The sequence below is a fragment of the Thiomonas arsenitoxydans genome (assembly GCF_000253115.1).
Classification (GTDB): domain Bacteria; phylum Pseudomonadota; class Gammaproteobacteria; order Burkholderiales; family Burkholderiaceae_C; genus Thiomonas; species Thiomonas arsenitoxydans.
The window spans coordinates 1,487,393-1,503,612 of record NC_014145.1 but is presented as its reverse complement, the minus strand read 5'-3'; the positions used below and the strand labels follow the sequence as shown (position 1 = coordinate 1,503,612).

Annotated in this window: 14 protein-coding genes and 1 pseudogene; 10 read left to right on the top strand and 5 right to left on the bottom strand. The window is 63.9% G+C overall.

Annotated features, from left to right (window positions below):
* The first annotated feature begins 22 nt into the window (after positions 1-22).
* From flgJ to THI_RS06865, 8 genes and pseudogenes are all read left to right on the top strand, one after another.
* On the top strand, positions 23-1,126 hold the full coding sequence (gene flgJ, locus THI_RS06905; protein WP_013105532.1) for a flagellar assembly peptidoglycan hydrolase FlgJ: 1,104 nt from the start codon (positions 23-25) through the stop codon (positions 1,124-1,126).
* Positions 1,127-1,164: 38 nt separating this feature from the next.
* Positions 1,165-1,563, top strand: a complete 399-nt coding sequence (locus tag THI_RS06900; RefSeq protein WP_013105531.1) for a hypothetical protein — start codon at positions 1,165-1,167, stop codon at positions 1,561-1,563.
* 1 nt (position 1,564) lies between these two features.
* Entirely contained in the window at positions 1,565-3,568 is a 2,004-nt protein-coding gene (flgK, locus tag THI_RS06895) for a flagellar hook-associated protein FlgK (protein WP_013105530.1), read from the top strand.
* 17 nt (positions 3,569-3,585) lie between these two features.
* A complete protein-coding gene (gene flgL / locus THI_RS06890; protein WP_013105529.1) occupies positions 3,586-4,839 on the top strand; it encodes a flagellar hook-associated protein FlgL in 1,254 nt (417 codons plus the stop codon).
* Positions 4,840-4,853: 14 nt separating this feature from the next.
* Positions 4,854-6,194: pseudogene (locus tag THI_RS19615) on the top strand (glycosyltransferase family 2 protein); the annotation flags it as partial.
* A 471-nt stretch (positions 6,195-6,665) separates the two neighbouring features.
* The gene (locus tag THI_RS19300) at positions 6,666-9,098 is read left to right on the top strand and encodes a glycosyltransferase (RefSeq protein WP_407830057.1); all 2,433 of its coding nucleotides are present in this window, start codon (positions 6,666-6,668) and stop codon (positions 9,096-9,098) included.
* A 120-nt stretch (positions 9,099-9,218) separates the two neighbouring features.
* Entirely contained in the window at positions 9,219-10,499 is a 1,281-nt protein-coding gene (locus THI_RS06870; protein ID WP_013105527.1) for an EAL and HDOD domain-containing protein, read from the top strand.
* Positions 10,500-10,510: 11 nt separating this feature from the next.
* A complete protein-coding gene (locus tag THI_RS06865; RefSeq protein ID WP_013105526.1) occupies positions 10,511-11,251 on the top strand; it encodes a flagellar brake protein in 741 nt (246 codons plus the stop codon).
* Positions 11,252-11,304: 53 nt separating this feature from the next.
* Here THI_RS06865 and fliW read toward each other — a convergent pair whose 3' ends face one another.
* The 5 genes from fliW to THI_RS06840 all read right to left on the bottom strand — a co-directional run bounded on the left by fliW (position 11,305) and on the right by THI_RS06840 (position 15,088).
* The gene (gene fliW / locus THI_RS06860) at positions 11,305-11,748 is read right to left on the bottom strand and encodes a flagellar assembly protein FliW (protein ID WP_041608932.1); all 444 of its coding nucleotides are present in this window, start codon (positions 11,746-11,748) and stop codon (positions 11,305-11,307) included.
* A 68-nt stretch (positions 11,749-11,816) separates the two neighbouring features.
* Positions 11,817-12,080 carry a carbon storage regulator gene (locus tag THI_RS06855; protein WP_013105524.1) on the bottom strand — a complete coding sequence of 88 codons (264 nt, stop codon included), beginning with the start codon at positions 12,078-12,080 and terminating at the stop codon, positions 11,817-11,819.
* 24 nt (positions 12,081-12,104) lie between these two features.
* The gene (locus tag THI_RS06850; protein ID WP_013105523.1) at positions 12,105-12,533 is read right to left on the bottom strand and encodes a flagella synthesis protein FlgN; all 429 of its coding nucleotides are present in this window, start codon (positions 12,531-12,533) and stop codon (positions 12,105-12,107) included.
* A gap of 12 nt (positions 12,534-12,545) precedes the next feature.
* A complete protein-coding gene (locus THI_RS06845) occupies positions 12,546-12,890 on the bottom strand; it encodes a flagellar biosynthesis anti-sigma factor FlgM (RefSeq protein ID WP_013105522.1) in 345 nt (114 codons plus the stop codon).
* Positions 12,891-12,997: 107 nt separating this feature from the next.
* Positions 12,998-15,088, bottom strand: coding sequence for an EAL domain-containing protein (locus tag THI_RS06840; protein ID WP_013105521.1), 2,091 nt, complete (start codon positions 15,086-15,088; stop codon positions 12,998-13,000).
* 155 nt (positions 15,089-15,243) lie between these two features.
* Between THI_RS06840 and THI_RS06835 the strand changes: the two genes are divergently transcribed.
* Together THI_RS06835 and THI_RS06830 are read left to right on the top strand one after the other, a co-directional pair.
* Positions 15,244-15,663 carry a chemotaxis response regulator CheY gene (locus tag THI_RS06835; RefSeq protein ID WP_041608586.1) on the top strand — a complete coding sequence of 140 codons (420 nt, stop codon included), beginning with the start codon at positions 15,244-15,246 and terminating at the stop codon, positions 15,661-15,663.
* The gene (locus THI_RS06830; protein ID WP_013105518.1) at positions 15,660-16,217 is read left to right on the top strand and encodes a protein phosphatase CheZ; all 558 of its coding nucleotides are present in this window, start codon (positions 15,660-15,662) and stop codon (positions 16,215-16,217) included. The genes THI_RS06835 and THI_RS06830 overlap by 4 nt, the downstream gene beginning before the upstream one ends.
* Positions 16,218-16,220 lie beyond the last annotated feature (3 nt).

Sequence of the window (16,220 nt, the reverse complement as noted above, 5' to 3'; positions counted from 1 at the left end):
GCGAGTCGAGAGCCCATCCGCCATGACCACGCCACCCAGCCCGCCCCTGTCCCCGCTGCCGCCCAGCGGCGCAGCGGCGTCCAACAGTCTGTCGTTCCAGGGGCTGAACCAGCTCAAGGCTGCCGCCAATGCCGACCCGCGCAGCCCGCAGGCGATCAAGGCCGTGGCGCAGCAATTCGAAGCGCTGCTGATGCAGCAAATGCTCAGCGCCATGAACGCCACCAGCCTGGGGCCGGATCTGCTAGGCGACACCGCGGGGCCAATGTTCAAGTCGATGTTCACCCAGCAACTCGCCACCACCCTCAGCCAGGGGCAAGGCATGGGGCTGGCCACTTATATCGCTCGCGAGCTGTCCACCCGCTACGGACTCAACCCCGGACTCAACCCCGGACTCGACCCCGCCTCGTCGCAGCAGCCTTCGGGCACCCCCGCTGACAGCGGATCGATCGCCGCACATGCGGTGAACACACAGGCCAGTGCGCTTCCGCTGGCCAGCAGCGCGACTGCGGCCTTGCCGACACAGTCGCTCGCCACCTACCGTCAGAACGCCCTGCCGGTGCAGCCGCTCAACCCGATGCCCGGCACCTCGCCCACCGCGCCCAGCTCGTCCGCCAAAAGCGCCACCCCGCCGCTCGAACAGGCCAAGTCGTTCATCGCCAGCATTCTGCCCAGCGTACAGACCGCGGCCAAACAGCTGGGCGTCACGCCTGTGGCCATTCTGGCGCAGGCCGCGCTTGAAACCGGCTGGGGGCAGCACGCGCCGGGCAACAATGTGTTTGGCGTCAAGGCGGGCAGCGGCTGGACCGGCGGTACCGTGCAGACACTCACCCGCGAATTTCAGAATGGCGTGGCGTCGGTGGGCACGGCCGCCTTCCGCGCTTACCAGAACGTCGCCGACAGTGTGGACAACTACGCCGCCCTGCTCTCCCGTCCGCGTTACCAGTCGGCCCGTGGTCAGGGCAACGATATTTCGGCGTTCGCCAACGCGCTGCAGCGCAGCGGCTACGCCACCGATCCCGACTATGCCGCCAAGCTGGTGGCCATCGCCCGCAGCCCGCGCATGCAGCTGGCGCTGCAGCAACTTGGGGTAGATTCAGGGCCGGATTCAAGTTCTGCAGCGCAGTGACGTTATCTCTCATACCCCCTGCGCCCGCATCCGCCGCCATGTCCCAGCTCCAGCCCCCTCAAGACGAACGCCAGCTCGTCGCTGCGCTCACCGAAGTGCTGCGCCAGCAGCGTCAGGCGCTGGTGAATACCGGCAGCGAAGGCGCCGCGCCCGTAACCCCCATCTGGCAACCGCTGCTCCAGGCACTCGAAGGCTTTGCGCAGCGCCGCCGCTCGGGCGACCCCGTGCTGGGCCACAGCCCGGAAATCACCGCCGAAGTCACCGCCCTGCGCGACGAAACCCTGGCGCTGCAGCACAGCCTCACCGTCTGGAGCGCGGCGCTGCAGCAGGCCATCACCCAGTCGCAGCGGCAAACCGCCGAACCCACCTACGGGCCGGCAAGCGGCGTGGCCAAAGGGTATGGCCAGACGCAAGGCCAATCTTTAGGGAGGGGATGAGATGTCGGGCATCAGCGGGCTTCTCAACAATGCCCTCACCGGCTTGCAAGCGGCGCAGTCTGCGCTGCAGGTCACGGGCAACAATATCGCCAACGTCAACACACCCGGCTACAGCCGCGAAACGGCGGTGCAGAGCACCCTCACGCCCAGCCTGTATGGCGGGCAGTATCTGGGCAACGGCACGCAGATCGACGCCGTGACCCGCAGCTACAACAGCTATCTGCAATCGCAGGTGTGGAGCACGGCGGCCACCGCCAGCGGGGCAAACACCCTCAACACCCAGATCCAGCCCATCGCCAATCTGATCGCTGGCACCGACTCGGGTCTGAGCACCTCGATCAACAAGTTTTTCGCCAGCGGCGTGGCGCAGGTCGCGGCCAATCCGGCCGATCTCCCGTCGCGGCAAAGCCTCATCAGCCAGTCGCAGTCGCTGGCCCAGACCATTCAGACTTCGGCGCAGCAACTGCAAAGCGCGGCGAGTGGCGTCAACCAGCAACTCGGCCAGAGCGTGACCGCCATCAACAGCCTCACGCAGCAGATCGCCCAGCTCAACGTTCAGATCAATACCCTCTCGGGCGCCGGCAGCACGCCCAACTCGCTGCTCGACCAGCGCGATCAGCTCATCACCCAGTTATCGGGCCAGGTGGGCGTGACCGTGCTGCCGCAAGGCGGCAATCAGGTCAATGTGTTCACCGGCAACGGCCAGGTGCTGGTAGCCGGTGCGCAATCGTTCGACCTGAAAACCACGCCCAGTGCCTACGACCCGTCGCAGCTCGAAGTGGCCTACGCCTCCAATGGCGCGGTGCTGTCGCAGTGCCTGCAAGGCGGCACGCTGGGCGGGCTGCTGCAGTTCCGCAGCCAGGTGCTGCAGCCCGCGCAGAATGCGCTCGGTCGCATCGCCGACGGTCTGGCTTCGGCCATGAACAGCCAGCAGGCGCAGGGGCTCGATCTCAACGGCCAGTTCGGCGCGGCCCTATTTCAGGCCGGGCCGGTGCAGGTGCTCGCCAGCTCGGCCAATACCGGCAATGCCGTCATCAGCGGCAGCGTGGTCGATGCCAATGCGCTCACCACCGCCGACTACCGGTTGAACTACGACGGCAGTAACTGGTCGGTCACCAATCTTTCCTCGGGCCAGCCCGTCAGCGGGGCGACAGTGGGCACCTCGGGCAGCGCCACCGTGCTGAACTTCGACGGCGTGCAAGTCAACGTCAGCGGGGCGCAGGCGGGCAACAGCTTTGAGGTGCAACCCACGCGCTACGGGGCGCTCAACTTTCAGTCCGTCCTCACCAACCCCACGCAAATCGCCGCAGCCTCGCCCTATGTTTCCAGCGCGGGGCAGATGCTATCGGGCAGCCTGGTCAACACCAATCTGGGCAACCTCACCCTGTCGGCCGGGCAATACAGCGCCACTAGCGGCGCCGGCGCCTTGGTCATTTCGGGCGCGAGCGTGCCGACCCCCCTGCAGGTCACGCTCACCAGTGGCGGCACCAGCGGCGCCGTGGGCTTTCAGGTCACGCAATCCGGCTCGGCCACCGTGCTGGCCAGCGGCAGCCTGAGCCTGGGCGGCAGCGGGCAGGTGCTGTCCATCCCTTACGCCAACAACCCGCCGGGCGGCTACTGGAACGTCACCCTCGCCGGCAGCACCGCCGTCTCGGGCGACGCCTTTACCCTAAGCCCGGCCAGCGGTGGCAATGGCGGCAATGCGCAGGCCATGGCCGCGCTGCAAACCGCCAAAACGCTCGAAAGCGGCAGCACCTCGCTCGAAGGCGCTTATTCGCAGCTCGTCAGCCAGGTCGCCACGCAGGGCAACCAGGCGCAGAGCGCACTGAGCGCGGCCAGCGCCGTCGCCGCCCAGGCATCTGCCGCGCAGCAGTCGGTCTCGGGTGTGAATCTCGACGAAGAAGCGACCAACCTCATTCAATATCAGCAGGCGTATCAGGCCGCGGCCAAGGCCATTCAGGTGGGCAACAGCCTGTTCACCTCGCTATTGCAGGCCGTGCAGTAAAAAGGAAGGGCATCGCCATGCGCATCAGCACCTCTCAGTTCTACGCCGCCAGTCTCACCGGCATCCTCAATCAGCAGAACACCCTTAACACCCTGAGCCAGCAACTCTCCACCGGCAGCACCTTGGTCAACCCCTCAGACCAGCCGGTCGCCGCGGCGCAGAACGTCGCCCTCACCGGGCAGATCAACCGCCTGGCCGGCTACGCGCAAAACGGACAGAACGCGCAAAACTCGCTGCAACTCGAAAGCGCTACGTTGCAAAGCGTCACCACTCTGGTCAGCCAGGCGCGGCAACTCGCGGTGCAGATGAATAACGGCACCGTCAGCTCGCAAGACCTGCAAAACGCCGCGGCCACCATGCAAGGCTATGTGCAGCAACTCGCGCAATACGCCAACACCCAAGACGGCCAGGGCAACTATCTTTTCGCCGGCAGCAAGAGCGGCGCCCAGCCCTTCGTCATTCAGGCGGATGGCAGCGTGCAATACCAGGGCGATGGCGGGCAGAACCAGCTCGCGCTCGGCCCTAATCTGAACACCGCCATCGGCGACCCCGGCAACGCGCTGTTCATGAATGCACGCGCGGGCAACGGCACCTTCAGCGTGAACGCCGCCAGCAGCAACACCGGCGGCGCCACCGCCGGGCCCGGCACCGTCAACAACACCGCCCTGGCCCAGCAAACCCTGCAGGTCGACGGCACGCAGTACCAGATCAGTTTCAGCGGCAGCGGTGGGTCGATGACCTACTCCGTGGCCAGCGGCAACGGCGGCGCGTTCTCCGCCAGCCCGGTCGCCAGCGGCAGCTTCACTCCCGGCATGAGCATCAGCCTGCCCCCCGGCAACACCCCGGCCATCACCGTGCCCATCGTCGGCACCCCGTCGTCGGGCGACAGTTTCACTATCGGCGCCGCCGCGCCGCAAAGCCTGTTCCAGACCTTTCAGTCTCTGGCGCAGGCCTTCTCGGCTTCGGCGCAAGCCTCCGGCTCGAATGCCTTGCGCGCACAGTCCATCAGTAATGCCCTGGCCAGCCTCGACCAGAACCAGACCAACCTGCTCAGCGCCCAAGCCAGCATCGGCAGCCGCCTGCAGCAAGTGCAGGCTGTGCAGACCCAGAATTCCAGCCTCACCCTGCAACTACAAACCCAGCAAACCCAGCTCACCAGCATCAACTACCCACAGGTCATCACCGAGTACCAGTCCAGCCTCACCGCCCTGCAGGCCGCGCAAAAGGCGTTTACGCAGGTACAGGGGTTGAGCTTGTTCCAGTATCTCTGACCCATCTAGTTCCGATGCAAAAACCGCAAGTCTCAGTCGTCATTCCTTGTTTCAGACAAGGGCATCTCCTTCAAGAAGCTATTGAGAGTGTTCTGAGCCAGGGTTTCAGTGACTTGGAAATTCTGATCGTCAACGATGGCAGTCCGGACGACACGCAAGCCGTTGCCCAGCGCCTGATTGATGCCAACCCAGACTTCGACATCCGATGCATTTCCACTCGCAATCAGGGTGTAGCCCACGCCCGCAATACGGCTATCAGAGCAAGCGGAGGGAAATTCATTCTTCCTCTCGATGCTGATGATCGACTCGAGTCTGGCTTCCTAAAGACCACCTTGGATGCCCTCACGCTGTCGCCCAACTTCGATATCGCCTTTACTGATCTGCATTTTTTCGGGCATCTGCAAACGGAGGTACGGTGCGGCCCCTTCGACCTTCTTACGCTCAGCAGATCAAACACTATTCCCTACTGTTCGCTCTATCGTCGGACCTTGTTTGACGCGGTCGGCGGCTATCGGCAAGAAGCTCAGGGCTATTGTGACTGGGACTTCTGGATCGCCGCAGCCGTCTGCGGTTCTCGTGCAGTTCACATCCCCCGTCCACTATTCGCTTACCGCAAGGCGGGGCCGAGCATGATCGACCAAGCCTTACGCGATGATTCCAAACTGCGCGCCGTAATAACGGTACGGCACAACGCAATTTACTCACCTGAGCAGGTTGCCAGAGCACGAGAACTTCTTACCCTCGCTTCTACCCAGGAAAGCCAACCTGACAGGCATACGCAGATTCCGTCCCTATCGGCGCAGCCGTTGGTGTCGGTCATCATTCCGACATACCAGCGCCCAGCGTTGCTGGCGCGGGCACTGCATAGCGTCCTGGCACAGAACTATCCGCGGTTGGAAATTCTGGTCGTCAATGATTGCGGCACAGGTGTAGAGCACCTTCTACCCACCGGAGATGAGCGGCGCTCATTGACGTACGTGCGCCACGGAACAAACCGCGGCCTGTCTGCTGCACGCAATACAGGGTTGGCGATCTCTAAGGGTGACATCATCACTTATCTCGATGATGACGACACCTTTGAGCCTAGCCACGTTTCCACGGTCGTCGAAGCGATGGCACGCACTGGCGCGGACTTTGTTTATACCGAATCCGACTATGTGATTGAACGGCTGGACAACGGACAGATTCACGAACTTCAGCGGCGCAAGCAGATAGACGACTGCAGCTACTCTCGTCAACGTCTGTTCGTCGCCAACTTCATTCCTGTCAATACGTGGGCGCACCGGCGGCAGGTCATTGATCAAATCGGAAAATTTGATGAGACTCTGCACAACCTGGAAGACTGGGATCTGCTGCTGCGCTACGCCCGTCTCAAAGACCCCGTACACATCCCAACGGTAACGGCGGTGGTACACCACCGTGAGCAGGCCGACAACATGCTGGCGGCCCATCATGGCAAGTTTCTGTCGCATTACATCGAGATATACCGTCGACACGACGATCTCGGTGACGCCGTGATCGCTCGAGGAAGAAAACATCTCTTGGACGACATGGCGCGGCGTGAAGGTACTGCTCCCGTATCTGTACCGACCCAAAAGATCACCCTTCCATGGTTGCCAGCAGGTAGGTGGCTTCCGGCAGAACACCAGTGGGCCGACGAGGCCATATCGAGTTGGTCGGAACAGGGTATTGAGCCTGCCGTCACGGCTCTCGTCCTGATGCCAAACGCTGCTTTTTCGCAACGACAAACCCTCGCCAGCCTGGAAGCGCAATGGCTCGCTGCGCAGGCTTTTATGGTTGCCTCACACAGCACACCAGAGCTGCAAATGCGTGAAACAAACACTGCGTTGCGCAACTCGGGGGCCAACTGGCTCGGCCTGATCGACGCGGGCGACCAGCTCGCGCCGGATGCGCTCTTCCGCATCGCGCATGCCGTGCGCGAGCATCCGCAGTGGCAGATCGTCTACACCGACGAAGATCAGATCACCGCCGATGGTCAGCACACCAACCCGCATTGCAAGCCCGACTTCAATCTCGACTATCTGCGCAGCCTGCCCTATGTCGGCGGGCTGTTGCTGATCCGGCGCGATCTGTTCGAGGCGCTCGGTGGCTTCGACCCGCAGGCTGAAGGCGCGGAAGACTACGACCTGATGCTGCGGGCGTGGGAGCATCTGCAGCGCACGGGGGCAGGAGAAGCCGCCCTCGGCCATGTGCCCGAGGTGCTCTATCACCGCCTTCAGGGTTCGGGGCATACGCAAAAGTCGGTGCCCGAAATTCTGCAAGCCGGGCACTCGGCCCTGCAGCGCCATTTCGAGCGTCTGGGCATCGCGGCGCAGGTGCAGCCGGGGCCATTTCCGCCATCGTTCCGCGTGCGCTGGCCGCTGCCCGAAGCGCGGCCGCTGGTGTCCATCCTCATTCCCACGCGCGACCAGTTGCCGCTGTTGCAGCGCTGCGTGGAGTCGGTGATCGAAAAAACCAAGTACCCGGCTTACGAAATTCTCATCATCGACAACGACAGCCAGACGATTGATGCGCGCAACTATCTGGCCGCCATCGAAGCCAAGGAGGCCGAACTCGGCGGCCGCCTGCGCGTGGTGCGCCAGCCCGGCCCGTTCAACTTCTCGGCGATGAACAACGCCGCAGCCCGCGCCGCGCGCGGCGACTATCTGCTGCTGCTCAACAACGACACCGCTGCGCTGCACGACGACTGGCTCGACGAAATGATGGGCCACGCCGTTCGGCCCGATGTGGGCATCGTCGGTGCCAAGCTGCTCTATCCCCCCGGCAAGATTCAGCATGCCGGGCTGACGCTGGGTCTATTGGGAGTTGTAGGAAATCCCTTCATCGGCCGCCCGCCCGAAGACCGCGGCTACTTCGGCCGCGCCCAGCTCACGCAAGATCTCTCGGCCGTCACCGGCGCCTGCCTGCTGGTGCGCAAAAGCGTTTACGAGCAGGTAGGCGGTCTGGACGAACAGGCTTTCAAGGTGTCTTACAACGACATCGATCTGTGTTTGAAAGTGCGCGAGGCGGGCCTGCGCATCGTGTTCACGCCCTACGCGCTGCTGATGCACGAAGGCTCGGCCAGCCAGAAGAGCGGCACCGAGACCCAGCCTGACAACGCCAAGCTCAAACGCTTCGCCGCCGAAAAAGACGCCATGTATGCCAAGTGGCTACCGCAGCTCGCCTTCGACCCCGCCTACAACCGCCACCTTAGCCTTGCGAGCACCGACTTTCTGCTCGACGATCAGCCCTGCCTGAGCTGGGATCCAGACTGGCGTCCCCGTCCGCGCATCCTGGTCCATCCCGCCGACCGTGAAGGCTGCGGCGAGTACCGCATCATCGCGCCCATGCGCGCGCTCAACCGCGCCGGGCTCACCCAGGGCTGGGAGACCATGCGCCTGTTCGAGCCCGCCGAAATGGAGCGCATGCAGCCCGACAGCTTGGTGGTGCAGCGGCAGATGGAGTGGCCGCAGATCGAGGCGCTGGAGCGCCACGCCCGCACCTCCAAGGCGTTTCGCGTGTTCGAGATCGACGACCTCATCACCAATCTGCCGCACAAAAGCGTGCACAAAAGCACCATCCATAAAGACATCGCCAAGCGCTTTCGCAAGGCCGCCGGGCTGTGCAACCGGCTGGTGGTAGCCACCGAACCGCTGGCCAAGGCTTATGCCCATTTCACCGACGAAGTCGTGGTGCAGCCCAATTACCTCGAAGCCGCGCGCTGGGGTCATTTGCAACCTGAGCGTGCCGAGCGCAGCAAGCCCCGCGTAGGCTGGGCCGGGGGCGTGGGCCATACCGGCGACCTCGAACTGATTGCCGATCTGGTGCGCGATACGGCCAGTGAAGTCGATTGGGTGTTTTTCGGCCTGTGCCCTGAAGCCCTCAAACCGCTGGTCAAGGAATTTCACCCCGGCGTGCCGCTCGATCAATATGCCGCCAGGCTGGCCGCGCTCGATCTCGATCTGGCCGTCGCCCCGCTGGAAGACAACGCCTTCAACGAAGCCAAGAGCCATCTGCGCCTGCTGGAATACGGCATCCTCGGCTATCCGGTCATCTGCTCCGATCTCACGCCGTATCAGGGCGATTTTCCCGTCACCCGCGTGGCCAACCGCTACCGCGACTGGACGCGCGCGCTGCGCGAAGCCATCTCCGACCGCGCCGCGCTGCGCGCCCAGGGCGACGCGCTACGCGCCAAGGTGCTGGCCGACTGGATGATGGAAGACCATCTCGACACCTGGCTGAAAGCCTGGCTGCGCTGAAGTCACGTCGGACAACGAAGCGAGGCTGTTTTTACGCAACACGGCGGGCCAGCGCTAGGCCAACGCCTTTGGGCCGCTGCTAGCATCAACGCAACGATCGAGACTCCATTTTCCGTTCCCATGAACAGCCCCCTCACCTCGCCAGACAACGACGCGCCCGAAGCACAGGGCGCGGTCATGCAAGCACACATCGCGCGCCAGCCCATCGTCGACCGCAAACAGCAGATCGTCGGCTACGAGTTGTTCGCACGCGAAAGCGGCACGGCCGAACACGCGCCCGCCCAGCACAGTGCCGAGAGCGATAGCGTGCTGCTGTTCAACGCCCTTTCCAACATCGGCGCCGAGAGGCTGTTCGGCGAAAAACTCGCCTTCATCAACTGCGTGGTCGAAGACCTCAAGGCCGAACATCTCGACATCGTTTTCCCGGATCGCATCGTGCTCGAAGTGCCGCGCATCTATGGCGACGACCCCACCGGCATCGCCGAGGTCGCCGCCCAGCTCAAACCGCTGCGCGAACGCGGGTTTCATCTTGCGGCCGGCCCCTTCGCCGCCGCCTCGCTGTATGCCGCCTGGCTGCCGCTTCTCAGCTACATCAAGGCGGATGTTCAGAGCCTTTCGGCCAACGTGGCCGTGGCCCTGCAGCGCAAGGCCGAAAGCCAGCGCAATGTGCGTCTGGTGGCCGAACGCGTGGAAACGCCCGAGCAGTTCAAGACCTATTTCGACGCCGGTTTTCACTTCTTTCAGGGCTATTACTTCGCCCGGCCGCAGACCATCAGCGCCAAGGTCATCAACCCGGCGCACGCCAATGTGCTGCAACTGATGAATCTGGTCATGCGGCAAGCCGAACTAAACGAGATCGAGCAGGTGCTCAAGCGCGACCCGGCGCTGTCCTTCAAGCTGCTGCGCTACATCAACTCCTCGGGTTTCGGGCTGATGTCCGAAGTCACCTCGTTCCGCCATGCCGCCGCCATTCTGGGCTACAAGAAGCTGTTCCGCTGGCTCGCACTGCTGCTCGCCACCGTGCCCGGCAATGCCGCTTCTCCGGCCATCGCGCGCACCGCCATCACCCGCGGCCGCATGATGGAGCTGTTGGCCAAGGGCACGCTTTCCGACGAAGATGCCGACAATGCTTTCGTGGTGGGCATCTTCTCCATGCTCGACGTCATGCTCGGCGTGCCGATGGAAAAGGCGCTGTCCGAAATCACCCTGTCCGAGCCCATCGTCATGGCCTTGAAAGACAACACCGGCATTTTCGGCAGCTATCTGCAGCTCACCCGCGCCGTCGAGCAACGCGATTTCGACAACATCGACTTCCTCGCCATGGCGCTGGGCATTCAGAGCTGGCGCGTCAGTTCCGTTCATCTGGCCGCGCTCGCCTGGGTGGAAGAGCTGGGCATCTGACAAGGCTCTCCATGAAAGAGGTCACCGCCAAATTGTTCCGCGAGGAATATCAGGTCAACTCCGAGCAGAAGGCCGATCATGTGCTGCACAAAATCATCGAGCGCCACGAGCCACTGGCCGTGCTGCCGCATGATCGCGCCGAGGAATTCAGCTCGGCGCTGCTGGTGGTCAACCGTCCCAAGCACTGGTTGATCATCGATGAACTCACCCCCGACGGCGGCAACCGCCGACTGGAAAATGGCGCGCCGTTTTTCACCATCGGGCGGTATGAAGGCGTGTTCGTCGGCTTTCAGTCCAAGCTGATCGAGCGCATCGATTACGAGGGTTATGGCGCGCTGCGCATCGCCTACCCCGAGCAGCTCTATTACCTGCAGCGACGCAATTTTTTCCGCGTGACCGTCGCACCGGGCGATCTGAGCACGGTGGACCTTCAGCGCCGCGGTGCCAAACCGCTTTACGGCCAATGCCACGACCTGAGCGTCAACGGCATGCGTCTGCTGGTGCCCTCGGCACTCGACTACGCCTTGACCACTGGCGAATACATCCCCATGGTGCGCTTCAGTCTGGAAGATGTGGAGCTGGCGGTGGAGGCAGAGGTGCGTTTTGTCGGGGCGTTGCGAGACACCAAAACCCGGCAGCCCATGCGCCCGCTCGGCATTCAGTTTCTGAACATGGCCCCGGCCTTCGAGCAGCGCCTGCAACAGTACGTGCAGCGGCGCGACCGCGAACTGCTGAGAGACGCTCGGCGCTGAACCGGGCGGCTGCCAGGTGCCGCCCTTGCTGCGACTTGGTTACTGCGGCCTCGTTACTGCGGATTCAGCACCAGCAGTCGCGACATCAGCCCTGGCGGCACGAGCACTTCGGTCAGGGGCGCGAAAACACCATCGCCCTCCACCTCGGAAGCCTCGACGATGTGCTGCTCGAACTGCCCCAACTGCGCATCAAACACCAAGGGCGCCTGTCCGTGCGCGCGCAGCGGCTGCCCACTCTGCGTGGGCAGAAGCACCATCACCATAGGCAGGGATTGCGCGTCGATCCGCGCATAGCGCAAACCAAAATGCGCTGCCGGCGCGAGCAAAAAGCTCACCCCCGCATCGTCGATCGACTGCAGCCACAAGAAGGGCCGCTCGGTTTGCACGCCGATGAGCACAAAGCGCTGCAGGGTCTCGAATCCCGGCAGCGGCGACGACACCGTCCAGATTTGATTTTGCCCAACGGGAAGCAAGCCAAAGCGCGTGGCCACTTCCATGGCGTTGCTCGGCGCTGTGCCAACTTGCGCAAGCGCGCTTGTCGTAACGGATTCTGGCTGGGCTAGGCTCAACTCGACTCTCCATGAGGGGGCAGGTCAACCGGGGCGTCAACCGACCCAGAAACCCATTGCGCCAGAGACAGCCCTTGCGGCGCCACCGCAGCCTGGTTGCCCTGGCTGATCTGGGCATAGAGTTCTTCGCGCAGAATGCGCAAGTCAAGCGGACCCTCAATGCCGAGGCGCACCTTGCCGGGCGCGGACTGCAGCACGACCAGGCGGATGTTGTCCCCAATGCGGATGGCTTCACCGGGGCGGCGCGTCAGAATGAGCATGCATCGAGCCCGGCGGGTCGGTTGTCAGGCGCTGACTTGCAGGCGAACCGGGCCGTTGCCGGGTTGGCCCTGGCCGTGAGCGCCGTAAAGATCGACGCCTTCAGCGTTGCCGCGCAAAATTTGCAAGGCCCCTTCGGTGCTGCGCATCAGCGCCGAGATCATGGCGCCGTTGCGCTGATTGGCCTCGGCGATGCTGCGCGCCAGGGTTTGAACCGCGCTCCACAAGGGGGGAGCGGATGTAGCGCCCGCTTCGGTCTGCGCGCCAAACTGCACGATGCGTTCGCGCTCCAGCGCGTCGATCTCGGCCAGCAGGCTGTTTTTACGCTCGGTCAGCGCGGGCAGTTGATCTGTGGCGGCGCGCAGCAGGCAGGCATGCTCTTCAATCAGCAAGCGGTCGAAAGCCTGCAACTTGTCGAGTTGCAGGCGAAGCAGAGAATCGACCGACTGCGACATGGCGGGTTCAGATCAGTTGGAAGCAGGCTTGGTCGCGCCGATCAGGGCCTGGCTGTCCTGCAATAGACCACTAGCGATGCGCTGCGGATTGACCACGTATTGATCGCTGCGAATGGCGTTTTGCAGTTCGCTGATGCGCGCGTCGCTGGCCGGAGGCGTTGCGCCCTGCGTGCTGGCAAGGTTGAGCATTTGCCCGGCCCCCGAGATGGAGACCTGTTCGGTGGCCGCCGCGCCCGCCGGATTAACCGACGGATTGGCAACCGAGCCGACAACCGAGCCCGCGCGCCGCGAAGCCGCAGCCGAGCCGCTGGCGGCGGTCGAGGCGCTGGATAGGGGGGAATTCTGGATGGGAATCATGGTGGCATTCTCTCCTGTTGGAGTGCTCAACGTCACGCTTTTGCCGGACTTTAGGGCAAGTGTGACTTTTTTGGCAATTCCCGCCGAATGCCCCCCTTATCGCCCCTTCATTGCCCCAGTTCGGCGCGCACCAGCAGGTCGAGCTGCCGACGCATGTCTTGCTGCGCGCGGGCGAATGCCGGCGTCTCCAGCCCCTCGCTCAGGGCGCTGATGAGGCGCTGGTAGGCCAGGTGCAGCGGCCCGCCCTCCAGCCCCTCCACCTCGATGTAATGATGCAAGGCGGTGGCGGCGCGGGCCGCGAGCGGCAGCGCGTCGGGCCAGGGCGTCATATAGGCCAGCCGCTGCTCCCACAACAGATGAGCCGCGTAGATGCCCAGGGCCGTGCGGGGATGATCGCGGTTGATCGTCAAATGAAATCCGTGCACCCAGTCCACCACCGCGTCGGCGGGCATGGGGCGAGCCAGCCCGTAGCCCTGCCCGGCGTCGGCCTGCAGAATGATGGCCGCCTCCACCAGCCCGGCCGACTCCAGCCCTTCGACCACGACGGTGCTGCCCAGATCGTGCGCCAGCCGGGTGAGATGCTGGATGAAATCGAGCGCCCGGCGCGGCGCCTTGCCCAACCCGCCCAGCAGGCCCTGGTCGATCTTCACCTCGTCGAACGGAAAGCTGTCGAGCCGCAGCAGCGAGCTGTAGCCTGAGCCGAGATCGTCTTCGGCCAGACGCACGCCGGTGGCACGAAACCGCGCCAAGAGCGCGTCGCGCCGCTCCGAAATGTCGAGATCGCTGCTTTCCAGCAATTCCAGGGTGAGGCGGCGCGGATCGAGCGCATGGCTGCGCAGCAGTTGCTCCACCCGCTCCACATAACGCGGATCGCTCAGCGCCACGGGTGGCATGTTCACCGACACATCGAGGTCGACGCCTTGCTGCGCCCAGCGCTGCCGGGCATGCAAGGCCTGCTCCAGGCCCAGACTGAACAAGCGCCACATATCGTGCGCGCCCAGCACGGGCAGAAACTCACCCGGCGCGATCAGCTCGCCGCCATCGCGCCGCTGCAGCCGCGCGAGCGCCTCGAATTTCTCGGGCCGACCCGTCTTGAGGTTGACCACGGGCTGATACCGCATCTGCAGGCCCGAATGATCGAGCAGATCGACATAGAACTGCCGTCGCGCGTAAGGCACCACGCCCGAAGGACTATGCGCATAACGGGCAAACGCCAAGCCCAGCACCTTTTGCAGATGCTCGACGAACACCCGGCGCGTCGAACTGGTGAAAAAACCGGGATAGCTGCTGTAAAGATCCATCAACGCAATGGGCTGGCCCGAGGCGTCGAGAATGGGAATGGACACGGCGCTGCGCACGCCCAGCTCGTCCGCCACATCCTTCCAGGGCAGGATCGCCGGATCGCAGGCATACGACGCGGTGTACTGCACCTCGCGGCTGCGCCAGGCGCGGCCCGAGACGCCCAAGCCTTCCGCCGCATCGCCGCGCACCGTGGTGAACGCGGCTTCGCCCGAGTCGATGCGGTCGAGGTAGAGCGACTTGAAGCGGCTGCCGAAGGCGTGTTCGAACTGAACCACGCCTGCCGCATCAGGCCGCCCAATCGTGCCCGCCAGCACACCCTCAATGTTTTCCAGCGCGCCGAGCACGGCGCGCAACAGATCGCTGAGGGTGTGCGCCGTGAGAATGGCCGCGTCGATGCGAACCAGCGCCGCGTCGAACTGCCGGACGATGTCTTCGTGCCCCTCGATCTGCCACTGCAACTCATCCTGCAGTCGGGTGATGAAGTAGCGCAGCAAAGCCGCCCGCTCCGACGGCTCGACCCACGCCGCAAAGTGACCGATCAGCAAGCGGGTGTATAGCCCGTAAGCCTCGACCAGCCACGACGCATCGAGCCCGATGAGCGCGTGCACTCGCCCCACATGCCGCGCCACCCGCACCGAAGCTTCGCTGCTGCCGACAAACAGACTGCGCAGATGGCGCTCCTGGTTGCTGCGCAGGCGCGAAAACTCGGTCTCCGACAACAACTTGAGCACGCGCGAAAACCGGGTCTGCTTGAGCAGCTCGTCGTAGAACTGCCGGATGAAAGCCTCGACCACCCCATTGAGATCGGGCTGCACCGCAGCAAGCAGCGCACGCAAGGCCGCCTGCTGCTCGGCGGGCGCTGGCGGCTCGGCTGAGATATTCAACTTTTCATACATGGGGCGCCATGCTATTGATCGAAGCCAAGGGCAGGCAAGCGAAACATTCGATCCTGTTGACCTGAAACAAGTCCGCCTCGATTTCCATGGCCGCGCCGCCAAAGCGATTCAAGTTCCCGCCCCGCGTGCCGTTACTCCAAACGCAAGACAAAACCATTACGAGGCCCACCTTGAAATTCCTGGTTGTTGACGACTTTCCCACCATGCGCCGCATCGTGCGCGGCCTGCTGATGCAGACCGGCTATGTGACCGGCAATATCGACGAGGCGGAAAACGGCGAAGAAGCCTGGCGTCGGCTGCAGGCCGGCGGTATCGAGTTCGTCGTCACCGACTGGAATATGCCGGTGATGCAGGGCATCGACCTGCTCAAACACATCCGCGCCAGCGACAACCCCGCCATCCGCAGCCTGCCGGTGCTCATGGTCACGGCCGAAGCCAAGAAAGAAAACATCATCGCCGCCGCGCAGGCGGGGGTGAACGGCTACATCGTCAAGCCCTTCACCGCACAGACGCTCAAAGAAAAGCTCGACGCCATCATGGCGCGCCTCAACGCGGCGGCGGGAGCGGCCCAATGAGTCTCGACCACGCCGCCACCACGCAAACGCCGCAGCCCGCGGCCGCCTCCACCGCGCTGCACAAGCTCACCGAGGCCGACGCCCTGCTGCACGAAGGCGTGCGCCGCATCATGGCCGCCTCCAGCGATCTGCCCGAGGCCAGCCATCCGCTCGAAGAAGCGCTGCGCCTGACCGAAACCCAGGCCATGTCCACACTCGAAGCGGTGGAAAACGGCTTCACCGAAATCGCCGCCATCCGCGCCACGCACGGCGGTTTCATCGACGAGCGCCTCGACCGCCTGGAACAACAGTTCCACACCATTCTCGCCAGCCAGCAGGGGCAGGATCTCGCCGGGCAGCGGTTGAAAAAAACCATCCATCTGCTGCAGGCGGTGGAGCAGCGCATCCGTGCCGCCGTCGAGCAACTCGGCCCGCACCTTCAACCCGCGGCCACTCCCGAGGCTTCGGCCCCGGCGGCCGACAGCGCCGCGCCGCTCAACGGAGTTCCCACCTACGCCGGACCCTCCTTTGCCCAGGATGACGTGGACGCCCTGCTGCGCGACCTCGGCATCTGAAAC

Bases quoted from the DNA above. Each gene is read 5' to 3' on its own strand.
- fliW (WP_041608932.1), bottom strand. From the start codon at position 11,748: ATGGAAGTGGCCACGCGCTTTGGCTTGCTTCCCGTTGGGCAAAATCAA.
- THI_RS06850 (WP_013105523.1), bottom strand. From the start codon at position 12,533: ATGTCGCAGTCGGTCGATTCTCTGCTTCGCCTGCAACTCGACAAGTTG.
- THI_RS06830 (WP_013105518.1), top strand. From the start codon at position 15,660: ATGAGTCTCGACCACGCCGCCACCACGCAAACGCCGCAGCCCGCGGCC.
- flgJ (WP_013105532.1), top strand. From the start codon at position 23: ATGACCACGCCACCCAGCCCGCCCCTGTCCCCGCTGCCGCCCAGCGGC.
- THI_RS06840 (WP_013105521.1), bottom strand. From the start codon at position 15,088: ATGTATGAAAAGTTGAATATCTCAGCCGAGCCGCCAGCGCCCGCCGAG.
- THI_RS19300 (WP_407830057.1), top strand. From the start codon at position 6,666: ATGCGTGAAACAAACACTGCGTTGCGCAACTCGGGGGCCAACTGGCTC.
- THI_RS06865 (WP_013105526.1), top strand. From the start codon at position 10,511: ATGAAAGAGGTCACCGCCAAATTGTTCCGCGAGGAATATCAGGTCAAC.
- flgK (WP_013105530.1), top strand. From the start codon at position 1,565: ATGTCGGGCATCAGCGGGCTTCTCAACAATGCCCTCACCGGCTTGCAA.
- THI_RS06900 (WP_013105531.1), top strand. From the start codon at position 1,165: ATGTCCCAGCTCCAGCCCCCTCAAGACGAACGCCAGCTCGTCGCTGCG.
- THI_RS06855 (WP_013105524.1), bottom strand. From the start codon at position 12,080: ATGCTCATTCTGACGCGCCGCCCCGGTGAAGCCATCCGCATTGGGGAC.
- THI_RS06845 (WP_013105522.1), bottom strand. From the start codon at position 12,890: ATGATTCCCATCCAGAATTCCCCCCTATCCAGCGCCTCGACCGCCGCC.
- flgL (WP_013105529.1), top strand. From the start codon at position 3,586: ATGCGCATCAGCACCTCTCAGTTCTACGCCGCCAGTCTCACCGGCATC.
- THI_RS06870 (WP_013105527.1), top strand. From the start codon at position 9,219: ATGAACAGCCCCCTCACCTCGCCAGACAACGACGCGCCCGAAGCACAG.